At 67.7% G+C, this 17,218-nt stretch carries 15 protein-coding genes; 5 read left to right on the top strand and 10 right to left on the bottom strand.

Annotation, left to right across the window (positions count from 1 at the left end):
* Both AB2U09_RS00245 and AB2U09_RS00250 read left to right on the top strand, forming a co-directional pair.
* Nucleotides 1-326, top strand: a 326-nt coding sequence (locus AB2U09_RS00245; protein WP_459190679.1) for a zinc-binding dehydrogenase, incomplete at its 5' end; no start/stop codon positions are given.
* Between the two features lie 693 nt (nt 327-1,019).
* Nucleotides 1,020-2,210 (top strand): oligogalacturonate lyase family protein, encoded by a 1,191-nt coding sequence (locus AB2U09_RS00250; protein ID WP_459190680.1) that lies wholly within the window; start codon nt 1,020-1,022, stop codon nt 2,208-2,210.
* Nucleotides 2,211-2,237: 27 nt separating this feature from the next.
* Here the strand turns inward: AB2U09_RS00250 and AB2U09_RS00255 are convergent, their stop codons facing one another.
* The 3 genes from AB2U09_RS00255 to AB2U09_RS00265 all read right to left on the bottom strand — a co-directional run bounded on the left by AB2U09_RS00255 (nt 2,238) and on the right by AB2U09_RS00265 (nt 9,004).
* A complete protein-coding gene (locus tag AB2U09_RS00255; protein ID WP_459190681.1) occupies nt 2,238-4,829 on the bottom strand; it encodes an exo-rhamnogalacturonan lyase family protein in 2,592 nt (863 codons plus the stop codon).
* A gap of 110 nt (nt 4,830-4,939) precedes the next feature.
* Nucleotides 4,940-7,738 carry a glycoside hydrolase family 2 protein gene (locus AB2U09_RS00260; protein ID WP_459190682.1) on the bottom strand — a complete coding sequence of 933 codons (2,799 nt, stop codon included), beginning with the start codon at nt 7,736-7,738 and terminating at the stop codon, nt 4,940-4,942.
* Nucleotides 7,739-7,798: 60 nt separating this feature from the next.
* Complete coding sequence (locus AB2U09_RS00265) at nt 7,799-9,004, bottom strand: hypothetical protein (RefSeq protein ID WP_459190683.1); 1,206 nt, start codon at nt 9,002-9,004, stop codon at nt 7,799-7,801.
* A gap of 168 nt (nt 9,005-9,172) precedes the next feature.
* On the opposite strand from AB2U09_RS00265, the gene AB2U09_RS00270 reads away from it, so the two are divergent.
* Nucleotides 9,173-9,853 (top strand): hypothetical protein, encoded by a 681-nt coding sequence (locus AB2U09_RS00270; protein ID WP_459190684.1) that lies wholly within the window; start codon nt 9,173-9,175, stop codon nt 9,851-9,853.
* 25 nt (nt 9,854-9,878) lie between these two features.
* Here AB2U09_RS00270 and AB2U09_RS00275 read toward each other — a convergent pair whose 3' ends face one another.
* The gene (locus AB2U09_RS00275; protein ID WP_459190685.1) at nt 9,879-10,547 is read right to left on the bottom strand and encodes a DUF1961 family protein; all 669 of its coding nucleotides are present in this window, start codon (nt 10,545-10,547) and stop codon (nt 9,879-9,881) included.
* A gap of 149 nt (nt 10,548-10,696) precedes the next feature.
* Between AB2U09_RS00275 and AB2U09_RS00280 the strand changes: the two genes are divergently transcribed.
* Nucleotides 10,697-11,755, top strand: coding sequence for a glycoside hydrolase family protein (locus AB2U09_RS00280; protein WP_459190686.1), 1,059 nt, complete (start codon nt 10,697-10,699; stop codon nt 11,753-11,755).
* 62 nt (nt 11,756-11,817) lie between these two features.
* Nucleotides 11,818-12,018 carry a hypothetical protein gene (locus AB2U09_RS00285; protein ID WP_459190687.1) on the top strand — a complete coding sequence of 67 codons (201 nt, stop codon included), beginning with the start codon at nt 11,818-11,820 and terminating at the stop codon, nt 12,016-12,018.
* An 11-nt stretch (nt 12,019-12,029) separates the two neighbouring features.
* On the opposite strand, the gene AB2U09_RS00290 is transcribed toward AB2U09_RS00285, so the two are convergent.
* The 6 genes from AB2U09_RS00290 to AB2U09_RS00315 form a co-directional block, all read right to left on the bottom strand.
* Nucleotides 12,030-12,293 (bottom strand): hypothetical protein, encoded by a 264-nt coding sequence (locus AB2U09_RS00290; protein WP_459190688.1) that lies wholly within the window; start codon nt 12,291-12,293, stop codon nt 12,030-12,032.
* Between the two features lie 41 nt (nt 12,294-12,334).
* Nucleotides 12,335-13,489: an ABC transporter ATP-binding protein gene (locus AB2U09_RS00295; protein WP_459190689.1), complete on the bottom strand. Its 1,155-nt coding sequence runs from the start codon at nt 13,487-13,489 to the stop codon at nt 12,335-12,337.
* A complete protein-coding gene (locus AB2U09_RS00300) occupies nt 13,486-14,544 on the bottom strand; it encodes an ABC transporter ATP-binding protein (RefSeq protein WP_459190690.1) in 1,059 nt (352 codons plus the stop codon). Before AB2U09_RS00300 ends, AB2U09_RS00295 begins: the two co-directional genes overlap by 4 nt.
* A gap of 6 nt (nt 14,545-14,550) precedes the next feature.
* Nucleotides 14,551-15,603 carry an ABC transporter permease gene (locus tag AB2U09_RS00305; RefSeq protein ID WP_459190691.1) on the bottom strand — a complete coding sequence of 351 codons (1,053 nt, stop codon included), beginning with the start codon at nt 15,601-15,603 and terminating at the stop codon, nt 14,551-14,553.
* A gap of 6 nt (nt 15,604-15,609) precedes the next feature.
* Nucleotides 15,610-16,629, bottom strand: a complete 1,020-nt coding sequence (locus AB2U09_RS00310; protein WP_459190692.1) for an ABC transporter permease — start codon at nt 16,627-16,629, stop codon at nt 15,610-15,612.
* Nucleotides 16,630-16,935: 306 nt separating this feature from the next.
* Nucleotides 16,936-17,208 carry a hypothetical protein gene (locus tag AB2U09_RS00315; RefSeq protein WP_459190693.1) on the bottom strand — a complete coding sequence of 91 codons (273 nt, stop codon included), beginning with the start codon at nt 17,206-17,208 and terminating at the stop codon, nt 16,936-16,938.
* Between the last annotated feature and the right edge of the window lie 10 nt (nt 17,209-17,218).

Genomic DNA, 17,218 nt, shown 5'->3' on the forward strand with positions numbered 1-17,218 from the left:
TGTTCGACGCCAGCGGCCACTACACGGGCGTCGAGACGGGGGTCGACATCGCCCGCAAGGGCGGTGAAGTCGTCGTCGTCGGCATCCCCCGCGAACCGAGCGAACTTCTCATGACCCCCGTCGTCCGCGGCGAAATCGACGTCGTCACGTCTTACGGCTCGGACTGGACGAACTTCGAACAGGCGCTGCGGCTCATGGAGAACGACGCCATCGACGCCGCGGCCGTCGTCGACGACTCCTTTTCGACTGCCGATCCCACCGCTGCCTTCGAATCGTTCCTCGCCTCGGAGGTCGTCAAACCCGTCTTCCGCTTCGCCGACGACTGAATCGGCAGCCGCCCGAGTCCGCGAGCGCCTGAATCGACTGCCGACACACGAGAGCGGACCCACAGTATTCGTCATCTGCTTCTATCAGTGCCTTCGCGGCCAGCGGAGCGCCCGCGTTCGTTGCCACACTTCTCTCCGGAAAAGCCGCTCCGTACGGTCGGTTTATCGCGTTTGAGGCGGGTATCGACCGATCAAACGAGGACAAATTCTAGACCCAGATCCATCACAAATTTTGTCCGGTAATGGCGGAACAAGGCATTCTGATCGAATGGGTCGATCGGGTCGAATGGCCAGTAACGGACGCTACACCGGGAACCGGATCGTTCCATGTTAGTAAATACCATATTACTTTCGGCAATGCCGGACGAGTTTCGGCGAGTGGGATCGCTCCCCTACTGGTTGGATGCCCGTTCTCGAAACTCGCTCGCCCGAGCTGTGTTCGGCGGTATCGGCGAGGGAGAGTGGCAGTCACATAATTGGATTACATCGTTACTACTGTAATCTCCCCAGTTTGCCATTGTAACCGAGCGGTCGCATACTGTCTCGATTCAGCCGCCGATACGGCCGATTTGTGTACGGCATTACCGGAAAGGATGTGATCGGTCTCCCCCGGCATCGCCGCGTGGCACCCAGCGAGAGGTGCTGCGAGGCGAAGCTATATCCGCAACGGCGCCCAGCATTCCGATACTCACTATGCCAGAGACTATCGAACAAGGGCCACGTGCGGGCAGCAACTGGCCCGCCGAGGACGAGACGTTCGCGGACCCGACCAGTGGAATACAGGTGCGGCGACTGACGAGCTATCCGGGCGTCGGCGACTACCACCTCTACTTCACCGAAGACGGGTGGTACGACGACGGCCGGCGCCTCCTCTTTCGCTCCGACCGGTCCGGGTCGCGCCAACTGTACTCGGTCGACCTCCGGTCCGGGCTGATCACGCAGGTCACCGACGTCGAGGGTTTCCGCGGCGGGACCTCGATCGACCACGACGCGGATGTCGCGTACTTCTGGGTCCGCGACCGACTGGTGAGTCTGGACCTCGGGACGCTGCGCGTCGAGGACGTCCACTACGAGGTTCCGGACGGCTGGACGGGCGGGTCCCTCGACGTGAACGCCGACGGGAGCCGGCTCTACGTCGTCATCGGCGAGGACGTGGAGGTGCCCGAGCGTGGCGACAAGCTCTCGGGGACGTTCGAGGCTTCCCCGGACACGCGGATCCTCTCGGTGCCGACCGACGGCGGGGAGCCGGAACGCCTCAGAGCGGTCGACGTCTGGGCCAGCAGCCACGTCAACGCCTCGCCGACGCGGCCCGAGCTGTTCACCTACTGCGAGGAGGGCCCGTGGGACGCCGTCGAGAACCGCATCTGGACGGTGAACGCCGAGACGGGCGAAACCTGGAAGGTCCGGGACGTGCCCGAAGCGGGCGGCGTCGGCCACGAGTACTGGATGCAGGACGGCGAGCGTATCGGCTACCACGGCTCGCTGAAGGACCCGCAGGGCCGCGACCGCGTCGACGACCCCGAACCGTTCATCGGGAGCTCGCGCTACGACGACACGGACCGCCGCGAGACCGACCTGCCCGACGAGGTGTACGCGCTGACGCACACGCACGCCAACTCCCCCGAGTTGCTCGTCTGCGACGGCACGTTCGAGGAGGTGCCCCACAGCCTGCTGTACCGCTGGGACGACGAGGCCGGCGAGTACGAGGGACCGCGGGTCCTCGCGACACACGACTGGGACCACAGGGGACCGCACCCCCATACACGGTTCAGTCCCGACGGCTCGCACGTGCTGTTCGACTCCGCCCGCTACGACGGGTCGAGCAACCTCTATCTCGCCGAGGTCCCCGACTTCGAGGAGCTGCCCGAGTACGAGAGCGACTGAGTACCGAGCGACGGCCGCGCTCGGGCGTTACTCCGAAGGGGGCTCCGGGAGGTGATCGCCGATGTATTCGAGGCAGGCGATCACGTTCAGCGCCCAGATGGACACGACGTTCGTCTTCACGCCCGGGAGTTCCTCCATCGGGGACGGATACGACTCGTCGACAGTCTCCCGCTCCAGCGGCAGGTCGATACGCCGGTCCTCGTCGTACAGCAGGAGGTCCCACGTTTCTCGAGCCAGCTCGTCGTCGTCGTGGAGTTCGGCCGCGAAGCCGGCCATGTTCGTCGCGTACATCGGGAGCTTGTCGAGCGAGTCGGCGACGCGGTCGGGGAGTCGCGCTTCGCGCGCCTCCTCGTCGAGATACAACTCGCCCGTCTCCGCGAGCATCGCTTCCCACTCGGGGTCGTCGATCAGTGCGGCGAGTTCGGGCCACAGCTGCGGCCCGCCCATACAGTGGAGGAACGTGTGGCCGTAGTTCCCGTCGCCGATGTGGTGGAGTTCCCCGGTCTCGGGATCGTACCCGAACGTCGACCCGGAGAACATCCGCAACGGCATCTCTTTGATGCACTCGATCCCCGTACGGATCTTCTCGCGGTACTCCTCGGACTCGAATCGCTCCCACTCGGTCAGCCAGTTCGCGGAGTACGACAGCCAGTCGGGGGCGATCCTGGCGTGGGTCGGAAAGTCGTCGTCACCGACGTGGTTCCGCATCGGATCGACGTCCAGGGTCGCGAAATCGGCGTCGCGGACCTCCCGAAAGATCTCCCCGAGCCGCTCGTCGCCGCCGGTCAGGTAGTAGTAGAAGCGGTGGTGGCCCGTCATGCTGACCCGCGGTTCCTTGCAGCCGCCGGCCCAGTGGAGGACGTTGTGCCGCGAGCCTAACCCCGCGAGCGGCCCTTCGTGATACACGTCGACCTCGCTCGTGTGCCGGGTCTGCGCTTCCGCGAGTCGGAACACGTCGGCGCGTCCCGACCGGAGGAACGTGTACCAGAACCACATCGTCGGCATCTGCTCGGTGTTCTGCCAAGCGTATCCCCCGATATCGTAGTACCAGCTGTGCCGGGTCGGGTCGTAGGAGTGCATGATGTCGCCGTAGTCCCAGAACCCGTACCACCGCCGCTGTTCGACCTCGTCCCGATAGAACGAGACGGCGGCGTCGAGCTGGTCCTCGATCCACGCTCGCGCCGGCGTGCTCCAGTCTTCGCGACTCCACCGGCCGAACGCCCCCACGTCGTAGTAGCGGTCCGGGTCACAGACCAGCAGCGACGGCGCGCGAGCCTCGTCGGCGCAGTCGAGCAGCGTGTCTCGGTCGGGAACTTCGTCGAAGCAGTACAGCGTGAACTCGCTCGTCTTCGCGGTACCGCGGGGCGTGCTCAGTTCCTCGTCGACCCCGCCGTAGGCCGCGCCGCCGGTGTCCCGGCCCGCTTCGTCGTACGGCCGCAGGTCCATCGCCTCGGCGTCCGGCGACCAGAACCAGGTGCGGAGCCGCGCCTCGTCCGCGAGCACGTCGGTCGCTTCGAGCGACGAGGGCTCCGCCTCCCAGAAGTCCTTGACGCCGACCGCGAGGCCGCCGTCGCTATCGCCGACGAAGCCAAGTCCCGACGACCGCCGGCCGTGCGCCGCGTCGACCCAGCAGTAGTCCTCACCCGCCGTCTTCTCGATGACGTGATGATCGGGCGAGTCCTGCACTAGCTTGAATCCGTTCCAGGGCGTCACGTCTTCGACCATCTCGGCCCACTCCTCGTCGCCCGGCTCGGGATCGAGCGGTTCGCCGGCGATCTGGCGCTCGTAGCGCTCCCGGTCGGGACCGAGCGCTCGCGGCGGCAACACCTGTGCGGGTTCGCGGAACAGCCCCTCGTCGCCCGAGAACCGAACGTGCCGATTGTACGCCGGCCCGGCCATCGGCACGTCGAACGACAGTCCCAGTCCCTTGATGAAGTCCCGTTCGGGTTCGCCGTCGTAGACGAAGGTGTGGGTCGCCTCGATCGACGAGATGCCGGCGTAAAACGTGAGATAGAGCGTGAACGGGAGCCACGCGCACCCCCCGTCGGTCGCTTCGTGCGTTCCCTCGATCTTCACGACAGCCCGGATCGGTCCCTCCTGTTCGAGCGTGACATCGTCGACGCGCCCCTCGAATCGGTCTTCCTCGTAGACGTTAGTCCCCCCGTCCTCGCGGCGGCGCTCCCGGACACAGACGAGCCGTCCGTCGGTGCAGACGACGCTCTCGTCCGTTTCGAGCAGCCCGATGACGGACGAGCCTTCCTTGTGTATCCGGCAGACGAGTCGACCCGTGTCGACCTCGACGTGGCGGTCGGCGTCTTCGACCGACAGTCGCTGGTCCGGGGTCGATTCGGGGGCCGTCGCCTCCTCGTCGGGAGAGACTTCGTACGCGTCGGCCGCTTCGTCGGAGAACGTCGCCGCGTGGCCGGTCCATTTGACGCTCCCGTCCGGCCAGTACGCCGTCGGCCAGGACTGGACCGGCACGGACGCTCCCGCGTCGTCCGCCATCCGAAGTGCGTCGTCCCGTTCGAGTTCTCCCTCCGCCCAGGGTACGCCCCACGTCACGCCAGTCGGCACCTTCGGCTCGTCCTCTAGCCAGTGTACAGCGGCCCCGGAGTCCATAGGGAAGCCACCTCTCGAACGGAATTAACTCTTCGGGGGACGACGGAACTCCCCTATCGGAGCGAGGAGGGACGGCGCGCAGTCACGAGAGGCGAGTCGATGGACGGGGTCTAGAGTGTCAGCAGTTTTTCGAGGACGGCTTCACTAACCTCCCCGTCTGGCTCGAACAACTCCGACGCCGCGTAGTCGACCAGCGACCGCGCGAACGCCCGCACCGACGGGTCGTCGTCGGCAGCGAACAGGTCCACGGCACAGACCAGCAGGTTCCCGTCGCCGACGGCCGTCTCGAAGACGAGGCCCAGCCGCTGGTTGCGCTCGATGTTGTCGATCATCCGGACCAGCGGTTCGTAGTCGTCGGACGCGTCGTCAAGCACGATCGGACGGGCGTTCGAGAGGAGGTGCCACCACTGCCAGTCGCCGTGGTCAGCCGTCGGGAAGCCGTCCAGCAGCGGGTGATCGGGATCACAACGGGGGCCCATCGTCCCCGAAGGTGCGTTGCGCTTGAACAGCGCGTACGACCAGAAGCAGGGGGCGAACGCCGACCCGACGGAGTGGCGCAGGTCGTCGTGATGGGGGACGAGGATCACGTCCTCGCCATCGTCCAGCAACTCGCGGGTCGCCTCGTCGAAGGCGCGGCGGACCGTCACCGACGTCTCTTCGGACCCGCCGAACGACCCCACCTCCGCGTCGGCCGCGGGCAGGTCGGCGGGGTACACCCACACGTCGTAGTCGGTGGCGGCGTCGGTGGCCGCGACGGTCACCGAGAGCGTGAGGCGAACGGGCGCGTCGATGCCGTCGGCTGTGCCCGCGAGGGCGTCCCCGAGGTCCGTCTCGACGGTTCCGAGATCCACGAGTTCGCCCTGCGGCACGTCCGTCTCCGGGAGCGCGCCCTCCGTGACCAGAGTTTCCGAGTCGGACCCGTCGGCGGCTGTCAGGGACCACTCGGCGGCGACGCCCTCGTGGCTCTCCGGGCCGAAGTGCGCCAGTTGCACGTCCGCCGTCAGCGACTCGTCGGTCGAGAACGTGCGCGCGTCCATCCGGACCAGCGGGACGCTCTCGGCGCAGAATTTCCGCCACTCAGCGGGATCGATCAGCCCCTTCGACTCCCGGAAGGGGTCGAGGATCCCCACGAGCGCGGTGCCTTGGCCGGGGAAATCCTCCAGTTGCAGCAGTTGGAATCCACCGAACCCGGGCGTCCGCAGCGCGGCCTCGACCTCCTCGCGGTAGCACTGCACCGAGAGGCGACCGGAGGCGTCGCTGAAGGCTGCCGCGCGGTCCAGCAGACCGTGGGCCTCGAGGTGGTCGCGCTTGAGCTCGAGGTTCCGGGGCGCGAGGACGCCGTCGTAGCGCTCCAGCCCGGCGAAGTCGGGGTAGGTCTGGTACTGCCCGATCTCGTGGGCGACGACAGGGACCGGGATGTCCTCGACGGCCTCGCGGTAGTCGGTCGTCGTCGCCGGCGGCGCCTCGTCGATGGCGGCCCCCCGGACCATCTCACGGCCCGAGTCGACGTCGGTCGGGTCCGGGGGGACCGACGCGGTCGTCCAGTAGTCGTCCGCCTCGGTCAGCGTCGAGTTACTGAGGCCGTTGTACGAGCCGCAGGCGTACAGGCGTCGCGGGTCCCGCTCGCGGCAGTCCTCGACGAGGTCGCTCATCGCCTCGAAGTCGCCCGCAAGTTCGTTGCCGAGCGCGAACATGACGAACGAGGGGTGGTCGCCGTACTCGTCGAGGATCCGCTCGGCCTCGGCGCGATAGAAGGCGGCCGCATCGGGGTCCTCGAAGGTGCCGCCGTTGTTCCACAGCGGGAGTTCGGGCTGGAGATAGATTCCCATCTCGTCGGCGACGCGGAACGCTGCCTCCGGGGGACACCAGCTGTGGAAACGGTAGTGATTGAGGCCGTACTCCTGCGCGATCTCGAAGACCTCGCGCCACGCCGCCTCGTCGGTCGGCGGGTAGCCCGTCTCCGGGAAGATACAGCAGTCGACGTTCCCGCGCAGGAAGGTCGTCTTCCCGTTGACGGCGAAGCGCGTCCCGTCGCGCTCGAACGACCGGACGCCGAATACCGTCTCGGCGGTGTGGCCGTACTCGCGACCGGTGCCTTCCACGGTCGCGTCCAGCGTCGCGGTCAGTTCGTAATGGTCGGGGTCGAATTCGTCCCATCGGAGCGGCTCGCCGAGGTCATACTCGATCGAGAGCGTCGCGGACTCGCCGCCGACCCGGACGGACGCCGTCTGGGGATCGACGGCGTGGGTTCCGTCGGCGCTCTCGGCGGCCAGTTCGACGGACGCCTCGGCGGCCGCTCCCGTCCGGTTGCCGACGGTCACCTCCACCCGGGCGGTGTCGGCCGCGGGGTCGGGGGAGACCTGGCAGTCGTCGATCCAGACGGGGTCGGTGGCGACCAGTTCCAGGTCGCCGACGACGCCGTTCCAGTTGGTCTGTGTGTGTTCGGTCGCGGCGTGGGAGCGCTGGACGCCGGGGAACGTGACCGGCTCGGAGTCAGTGTCGATCCGGAGCGTGACGGTGTGCGCTCCGGAGTCGAGCGCGTCGGTGAGGTCGTACTCGTGGGGCGTCGAGAGGCTGTCGTCTCGCCCCGCGGGGTCGCCGTCGACCCAGACGCGGACCGGTCGCGTGCGTTCGAGGCGGAGGACGACCCGCCGGTCGGCCCACGCGTCCGGAACATCGACGGTCGTTCGATACCAGGCGACGCCCTCGTAGCGGTAGCGCCGAGTGAGGTGTCCCGGCGTCCGCTCGGTCGTACGTTCGCCCTTCTCGGCCTCGTCGGTGGTCCCGGGGAGGGGGATGCGGTCGTCGAAGTCCGCCGGTGGGGCACGATCAGCGTCGCCCTCGTCGGGATCGAGTGCGAACTCCCAGCGACCGGCGAGGCTACGCCGGTCGGTCGAAGTGTCGGTCATCGATCCCACAGACGGACGAGTCTGCCATAACGCTGGCGCCGGTGGAGACGGGACCGCAAGTCACTCAGCGGTGGTTTCGAGCGGGCGCGTCTCCGCGACGACGACGGCCTGCCCGGACCGCTCGTAGGACGGCTCGACGAACTGGAGCGGGTCGTCGCGCTCGCCGTCGCGGAGCCAGTTCGACTCCACGAACGACCGGGTCGCGTCGACGTCCGCCCCTCCCTCGGGGAACGCGGCGACGAATCGGCGGTCGACCGTCGGTTCCTCCGGCGCACCGGTCGCACCGTCGGACGGATTCGATGCCGTCGTTTCGGCCGACGGCGTCGGTCCAGCCTGTGCCGGCGTCCCGGTCGCGGTCGCCGTCGGCAGTGAGGCGCCGGCCGTGGCGTCCGCGGCCGTTCCCGCCGGCGTTTCGACCGGCGTCGTGGTCCCGATCGCGTCCCGGCCCGGCCAGCGGACCGCCAGCGCGAACCCGCCCGCGCGGGCGCCGTCGGGTGCCCACGAACTCCCGGAGAAGGTCCCGCCGTCGGTGCGGAACCGGGCGAAGACGAAGTCGGCCTCGGGGAGCCGTTCCGCGAGCGCGCGGTCGGCCGTCGAGTAGCAGTGACCGGGGTGTGCGTCGGCCGTCGCCGTGTCGAGGAGGCGCTCGAGGCGCGTGTTCGCGTCGACCTTGACCGCTCCGTCGGCCTTCGGCGCGGCGACGACGTACTCGTCGTCGAACGCGACGCCGTTGACCTTGTTGTCGGAGACGCCGCGGCGCTCGAACCCGCGGTAGTCCGAGGCCTTCGTGAGTTCAGCGCCGCGGAAGCCGGTCCCCTGGAGCCGCGTGAGCCACCGCCAGCGCCGCTCGGAGTAGTCGAAGACGACGTACAGCGCGGGCCGCTCGCTGGGCGGCCGGAGCGCCGTGACGCGGTCGAGTTCGGTGAACGGCATCGCGGCGGCCTCCGCGAGTTCGCGGCTGTACCAGAGGTACGGCCGCAGCCCGCTGTAGAGGTCCGGGTGGGCCGTGAGAAAGCGCGGACGAGCACTGGCGAACACGACCGTCGGCGCGTCGTAGTCCCCCGGGCGCAGGCGCAGGAGCCAGTCGTCGTACAGCGCCCCGGCGTCGGTGTCCCCCGATTCGCAGGTCGACTCGCGCGCCGTCGGGGTCCCGCCGCCGAGGACGCCGCCCCGGCAGCCCGCCAGCGACGCCGCCCCGACCGCACCACCGAGCGCTCGCAAGTACGCTCGTCGCGTGCGGCCGTCGAGCCGACCGGATTCGTCCATGCGTGCCGGTCGGAGGGGTCCGGACAAAAGGATGCCGTTCACCTCGGGACCGCGGCCGGGTGGACAGTCGAGAGCGAGTGTAGCGGAGTCGCGGACTGTGTCTCGGACGCGAGTCGGGCAGCCCCTCCCGAAACGGCTATATGCTGCCTCGTGAACATATGTCACAGCATGACGACCTTCGATCGACGAGCGGTCCTCGCAGCGCTGGGTGGCGTGGCGGGAACGGCGGTACTGGCCGGCTGTTCGGAGTCGTCGGGGGACGACGGCGACGGCGGTGCGAACTCGGTCGGCGACACGGCGACCGTCGACGGCCTCGCCATGACCCTCCTCGCCGCCGACCTCCGCCAGAACGTGACGGTATCCCCCCGACCGCAACTGTACGGGAACGAAGAGACTCCCGAGGGGGAGGGGACGCCGCAGACGCACGAGGTCAGAAGCTCCGCCGACCGACAGTACGTCGTGATCGTCCTCCAGCTCTCGAACGAGACGGACGAACCGCTCGGTGTGCCGATGCCCGGCGGGACGGCCATCTCGGAAGGCGAGATCTACCTCCACAAGCGCGGGACGGAAGGTGACGCCACCGACGAGAACCTCACGCAGGTTCCGGCGGAGGGCAACGAGCCGGAGACGGTCAGCGGCCGGCTCACCCACGACGGAACGACCTACGATCGCCTCACGTTCGCTCTCGGCGACTATCAGTCCGAACTCCCCGCCGGCGAGTCGGCCGCGGGGTGGATCCTCTACGAGGTCGGTGAAGACATGACGCCGGACCGGTTGAAACTGGTCGCCGACCGCAACCCGAGGACGATCAACAAGCGAGTCGAGTGGGAACTGGCGGCCTCGGAGTGAGAGCGTCCTCCGCAGTCGGTTGTGCTCACTCGGCCGTCTCGATGCGGTCGACGGTGAGGTTGGCGTACTCGCCGATTAACGGCGCGGTCTGCCGGAAGCCGATCTTGCCGCCGCCGCGAACCGGTCCCGTTCGCTCGTCGTCACGCCAGGACAGCACCGGGAGGTCGTCGACCGAGAGGGCGACGTCGGGACCGTCCTTGAGGACGGTTATCTCGTAGGGCGGGTCGGCGGCCCTGACGTCGGGGATCGGATCCGCGCCCCGGGCGACGAGGTGGTCGCCGCGGCTCTTGCGGAGCGTGACCGTCCGGAGCGCGTCGTCGCCGTCCCCGCCGTGGCGGTAGTACGACGCGTGCAGGGCGTCGACGTCGCCCGCGGTGTACTCCTCGTACTCACCGCCGCGATCGGCCAGCGACGGATCGAGCAGGTCCTCGCCGCCGCGTCCCTCCGCGGCGAGGAAGAACGTGCTCGGTCCGGGCCCGGCGACGGGCCAGAACTCCCAGGAGACGGCGATGCCGTCGGGGAAGGACTTCGGACACCAGTAGACGAACTGCGGCCCGTCCGGGCGCTCGCTCTCTAGGCGCAGGCGACCGCGCGGAAACGTGACGGCTGCCTCGCCCTCTAACACGAAATCCGCGACGTCTGCGGGCCCTCCCAGCGGGTTCTCGTACAGTCGGTCTCGCGTCTCGTACTCCATGGAACGGCCTCGACTTCGCCGCCGCCCTACATATAACTGTAGGTCGTCAACACGTGACACACTCGCCGGGAGTTGTCCGGTGCGACCCCGCTGGCACAGGCCGAGCACTGGCCGATAGACCTATGCGCACGGGCGCCGCGTGCCAGACCATGCCACCGAACGAGCGGCGGTTCCGCGACTGCTTGCGGCCTGCGCCCCGCGACGGCGGGTTCGCGATGGACGACTACTGGGTCTGGGGCGCGTCGGTCGTCCCCGGCGACGACGCCTATCACATGTTCGCCTCGCGATGGTCGAAGGAGATCCCCTTCTCCCCGGGTTGGACCTCGAACTCCCACATCGTGCGCGCCGAGGCCGACAGCCCGGAGGGACCCTACGAGTTCGTCGAGGAAGTGATCGCGCCGGGCGAGGAGGGCGACTGGGACCGGATGTCGCACAACCCCTCGGTCGTGCGCGCCGGCGACCGGTACCTCCTCTACTACTACGGCTGCCACTACGAGGGGCCGCGACCGACGCCTGAGGACCCACGCGGCGTCGACCGGGACGCGAACGCCGTCGGCGTCGCCAGCGCCCCGTCCCCGGAGGGGCCGTGGACGAGACACGGACCGGTGATCGGCGGCGAGACCAACGCCGTGCCGGTCGTCGACGACGACGGGAGCGTCACCGTCTTCGTCCGCGACGGCGACTTCGAGCTGAGCGTCTACGCCGCCGACGACTGGGCGGACACCGACGGGTACGACCTCGTCGCCGAGCACGTCCTCGCGCCGCTGGAGGACTACGCCGTCTGGTGCGCTAACGGCGGGTTCGCGATGGTCGCGAAGGACATGCAGGCCCACCACGACGGCGAGGGGTACGTCGACAGCTACGCCGGCTTCCACGCGAGGTCCCCCAACGGCGTCGACTGGACGGTCAGCGACCCGCCCGAGGCTTACCCCCACGCCACCGGCGGCGACAGGGATCTCCGGGTCGTCTGGGAGGACGGCACCGAGACCTCCTACCCGAACGTCGAGCGCGCGCAGGTCCTCGTCCAGAACGGTGTCCCGACGCATCTCTTCCTCGCCGTGATGTCCTACACCGACGAAGACCGGGCGAATGCGGACTCGCCGGCCGACCTCCCCTCTCACGCCCGGTGGCCCGCGGACACGCGGAACGTCTGTCTCCCGCTCGACGCGCCGGAGGAAGCGCCGGCAGGGGCCGACAGTTCACGGTGACTGGCTCGTTCGGCGGACGCCGCGGCACAGCCTTTTAGACCGGTGGGCAGGTAGAGGGGGGCATGAACAGGCAGTTCTGGAAGGGGATCCTCATCGTCCTCCTGATCATGCAGGGGATCCTCGTCGCGTCGATGGTGGCGGTCGGCCGGGGGACGCCGACGTTCGTGGTGTCGGTCCTGGCGACGGTTCACGTCGTCGCCGGGATGGCGATCATCGGGTCGATGCTCTACTTCGAGTGGGACCCGTTCGAACCGCTCCGGTAGAAGGGGACGGTTCAGCTCGCGCCCGGTCCGGCCATGTCCCGGACGATCGAGATGCCGCGGGACACGAAGAGGACGAGGTAGCCGAACAGACCGAGCGTTCCGGCACCGATCCCGTATATTGCGAACCACCCGGCCGCGATCTGCGGGACGACCGGCACGTCGACGGCGCTCAGGACGCCCGCGACGGCGAACAGGAACGCCGAGATGAGCAACAGCAGGCCGAGTATCGGGTGGTCGAAGTAGTCCGACAGCAGTGAGGCGAAGTACCGTAGCATGTGTGGATTGTTATCGTGATCTCAGTTAGTGGTTGCGGTGGCTACAGCGGGATCTCCCGGTCGCCGCCGTGGATCGACTCGCTGTCCCAGTACTCGTGGGTGGGGTCCTCGCGGAAACACGCCGCGCGGTGGTCGCGCTCCTCGCCGCCGATGAGGTCGGGGACGACCTCGGTACAGGTCTCGTGGGCCTTCGGACAGGTGGGGTGGAACCGGCAGCCGCTGGGGATGTTCCGCGGGTCCGGCGCCTCCTCGGCCATCATCGGCGACTCGTCGGTGATGGTCTTGCGGGCGTCGTCGGGGTCGAGCGGCAGCGACGCCCACTTGAGGATCTGCGTGTAGGGATGGCTCGGGTCGTTGATGATCTCGTCGGCCGACCCGACCTCGACGATCCGGCCGAGGTACATCACCGCAATGCGGCCGTCGGCCTTGTCGGCGATGTACCGGGCGTTCGTGAGGTTGTGCGAGACGAACAGGTACGAGGTGCCGAACATCTCCTGCAGGTCGAGCAACAGATCCATGATCTCGATGCGCAGGCTCACGTCCAGCGCCGAGACCACCTCGTCGGCGAGGATGAGGTCCGGTTCCAGCATCATCGCGCGGATGATCGCCACGCGCTGTTTCTCGCCGCCGCTGAGTTCGTGCGGGTACCGCTCCATGTAGTCCTCGGCGGGCGTGACCCCCGTCGTCCGGAGCATGGTCGTGATGCGCTCCTGGCGGTCGTTGAGGTCCATCTCCGGGTACCACAGCTTCAGCGGCTCGGCCAGCTGCGACCGGATCGTCCGATAGGGGTTCAGCGCCGCGTCGGAGTCCTGGTGGACGATCTGCAGTGCCCGACGGACGTCTTCGGCGTACACTTCGCCGGTGTGCTCCCCGCGTTCGACGTCCTGGATGTCGTAGCCGCGGTACTTGACCGACCCCTCGGTGGGGTCCTGCAGTCCGATCGCGGTCCGGCCCAGCGTCGTCTTGCCCGAGCCGGACTCGCCGATGAGGACGACGACGTCCTCCTCGCCGACTTCGAGCGAGACGTCGTCGACCGCGTGGACGGGCTCTTCGCCCATCCCGAGGCGCTCGGTCAGGCTGTCGGGCAGCGCCGATTCGAGCAGCGACTCGTCTTGGTACTCCACCGAGACGTTCTCCATCGACAGCACCGGTTCGTCGTTGTCGATCACGTCCTCGTCCGTATCGATCGTGCTCATTGGGAATCGTCCTCCGAGAGGGTGACGGGTAGCTCCTTCCGGGCGCGGTCCGGGTAGAAACACGCCACGTCGTGGTCGTCCTCCAGTTCGATCAGGTCCGGATCCTCGATGGTACACCGGTCGTCGGCGACCGGACACCGCGGGCTGTAGGAACACCCCGACGGGATGTTGATCGGGTCCGGGCTCGATCCCTCGATCGTGGTGATGTCGTCGACCTCCATCGCCAGGTTCGGCGTCGACCGCAACAGCGCCCGCGTGTAGGGGTGGGCCCCCTCGTGCATCACGTCCCGCGTCTCACCGAGTTCGACGAACTCGAAGGCGTACATGACGCCGAGGCGGTCGACGAAGCCCGAGACGACCGGGAGGTCGTGGCTGATGACGATGAGCGTGATGTCGTAGTCCTCCTTGATCTCGTAGAGCAGCCGCAGGATCGACCGCTGCATCAGCAGGTCGAGCGCGGCCGTCGGCTCGTCGAGGATCAGCACCTCGGGTTCGAGGAGCAGCCCCAGCGCGACCAGCGCCCGCTGGCGCTGCCCGCCCGATAGCTCGTGCTGGTACTCGCCGAGGATGGCGTCGGGGTCGAGGTTGAGGTCGCGCATGATCGAGCGCGCCCGCTCCATCCCCTCGTCCTTATCGGCGTTGTGCGCCGAGAGGGTCTCCTCGAAGTGCGTCCGGATCGGCTTGGTCGGATTGAAGGCGCTCATCGCGCCCTGGGAGACCAGCGCGATCTCCTCCCAGCGGAGCCGCTTGGTGTCGCCGCCCTCCAGTTCGGTGATGTCGACCGGCTCGCCCTCCTCGGGATAGTAGGTGATCTCCCCCCGGAGGACGCCCGGTTCCTCGACGGCGTCCATCAGCGTCGAGGCGAACATCGACTTGCCGGACCCGGACTCCCCGACGATGCCGAGCGTCTCACCGCGGTAGATGTCGAGGTCGATCTCGTTCAGGACACGCGCCTGCCCGCGCCCCATCTCGTAGGTGACGGTCGCGTCGCGGACCTCCAGGACGGTGTCGCGGTCTTCCTGCGGTCGGTCGGTCGCGAATTGTGATTCAGACATGTGTGATCACTGGAACCCCATCTGCGAGACGTTGCTCTCGTCGACGTCGGACTCGTCGATCTCGTCTTCCACGTCGGCCCGCCTGCGCGCCTCGTGGCGCGCCCTGACGCGCGGGTTGAACACCTGGTCGAACGCCTGCGCGAGCAGGGTCAGCCCGAAGGTCAACAGCGCGATGGTCAGCGCCGGCACGAGCAGCCAGTGCGCGTTCTCGAACGACGCGAGGATGTTCGAGTTCTCGTATGCGCTGTTGAGGACGACGCCCCAGTTGGCGCTGGTGTACGGTAGCAGCCCCAGGAAGTACAGGGCGACCGACGAGAAGATGACCGTGCGGGCGGTCGACATGAACCGCAGCGTCACCAGCGGCAGGAGATCCGGGAGGATCTGCTTTATCAGCACGGTCGAGGTCGACTGCCCCATCGTCCGGGAGGCCTCGACGTACTCGACGTTCCGGAGCGGGAGCACCTGCGCGCGGACCCCTCGGGCCAGCCCCGCCCACAGCTGGACGGTGAGGATGACCCCGATCAGGTAGGGGTTGCGGGGCTCGATGATCGCGGCGAGGATGAGCAGCAGCGGCAGCGCCGGGACCGACGCGACCACGTCGGTGATCGTCATGAGGATCTTGTCGGTGTTGCCGCCGGTGTAGCCGGCGACGAGGCCGACGACGACCCCAAGCGTGTTCCCGAAGATGGCGCCCGCGAGCATCATCTTCAGCATCTTCGGCGTCGCGTGGGCCATCAGCGGCAGGAGACCGCGTCCGACGCCGTCGCTCCCCAGCAGGTACTGCAGGTTCGGCTGCTCGAGCGGACTCAACAGTCGGTTGATCGGGTCGACCGATGGCTCCGGGATGACGACGACCCCGAGCGTCCCCACGAGCACGTAGAACGTCACGATGATCAGACCGAATCGGCCGCGGTAGTCGCTCCAGAGGACCCGAAGCGGAGAAACGACCCAGCGACTGAACACGACCTCGTAGACGTCCATCGCGGTCGCGTCGTAGTCTGATTGTGATCTAAAGGGCGATTCGTCGTCGGGTTCGGCCGGTTGCTCTCCAGTTCCCATGCGTGATCACCCCATGCTCGACTGCTCGGCCCGCGGATCGATCAGCGAATACGTGAAGTCGGCTATCAGCGTCCCCGCGACGAAGATGGTCGTCGTGAAGATAAGCGACGTCGTCATCAGCGGGAAGTCACGCTGGACCGTCGCGTCGTACATCAGCTTGCCCATCCCGCGGTAGACGAAGATCTCCTCGAGGATGATCGACCCACCGATGAGGCCGGCCAGTCCCAGCACGATCCCGGTGTACATCGGGAGGATCGCGTTGCGAGCGAGATAGCGCGTCGAGATGGTGTACGTCGACAGTCCCCGGAGTTCGGCGTTACGGATGTGTCCCTCCCCGAGGAGCCGGATCGAGTTTGCGCGCAGGCTGAGCGCGTTCCCGCCGAACCCGATCGTGATCCCCGAGAGTATCGGCAACGCCGCGTGGTTGAACACCCCCGCGATGAACGGGTAGTTGAACCCGGGCACGGTGTCGGTGTTGAACCGCCCGCCGGTCGGGAACACCTCGAGGTTGTAGGAGAACAGGAACAGAAGCAGGATGGCCACGATGTAGTACGGCACCGAGCTGGCGGCCAGCATCGAGACCGTCAGCCCGACGTCCATCTTCGTGCCCTCGTAGTAGGCCATCAGCGACCCGAAGACGATCCCGGCCACGAGCGCGTAGACCAGCCCCGCCGAGGAGATGAAGATCGTCCACGGCGCCGCCTCGAGGATGAGCTGGACGTTCGACGCGCCGGGATCGACGATCACCGACGTGCCGAAATCTCCCCCGATAGCGCCCTGCATGTAGGAGATGTACTTCTCCCAGATCGGCCCTGGCGTGTAGTTCATCTGGTTCTGCATGACCTTGTTTATCTGTTCGAGCGTCGGGTTCGGCGGCAGCCCGTACGCGCCCGGATTCTGCTGGATCTCCGAGCGGAGGAACGCCGACGGATCCCCGGGCATCATGCGTATGAACACGAACCCCAGCGTGATGATGCTGTACAGCGTGATTACTGCCTGCAGCAATCGATTCCGCAGGTATCCCATTGCTATCGAATGGCACAAGTCACCGGGATAAAAAGGTTTGGTAAGTGTCCGCAGGACACGGCGGACGGTGGCGGGACTAACCGGGACGCGAGCCGACCCGTGCTGAACCGGGAGGCGGCCCAGTCGGTGCGAGACGGGGACGAGAAGGACCGAGCGGCGACGCTGGCGGGGCGCTCCGGCCCGACCGTCGTCGGTGATCCGGTGACCTGCTCGGAGGGGTTCGGGCCGCCCAGGGTTCGTCCCGTCAGTCGGTCACCGGCGAGCGCGGACGCTCGCGGACCGGCCCCCGCGGTGTGACACCCCCACTCAGATCGACTCGCCTTCCTCGACGACGCGCTGGCGCTTCCGGTAGATCATGTAGCCGCAACTCGCCGCGATGACCGCACCGAGGACGCCGTAGGCGAGCAGCTCGCCGAACGTCAGGATCGCCGAGAGGACGAGCACGCCGCCGATGGCCGCCCCGACGTAGTAGGGCGTGTTACTGCGGACGTCCTTGCCGCAGTTCGGGCAACTCTCGGCATCGATCGGGAAGGTTTCACGACAGCGTCGGCAGACTATCTTGTTTCCTCCGGCACTCATACGTGGCTGA

This window comes from Halosimplex yunnanense (genome assembly GCF_054504345.1).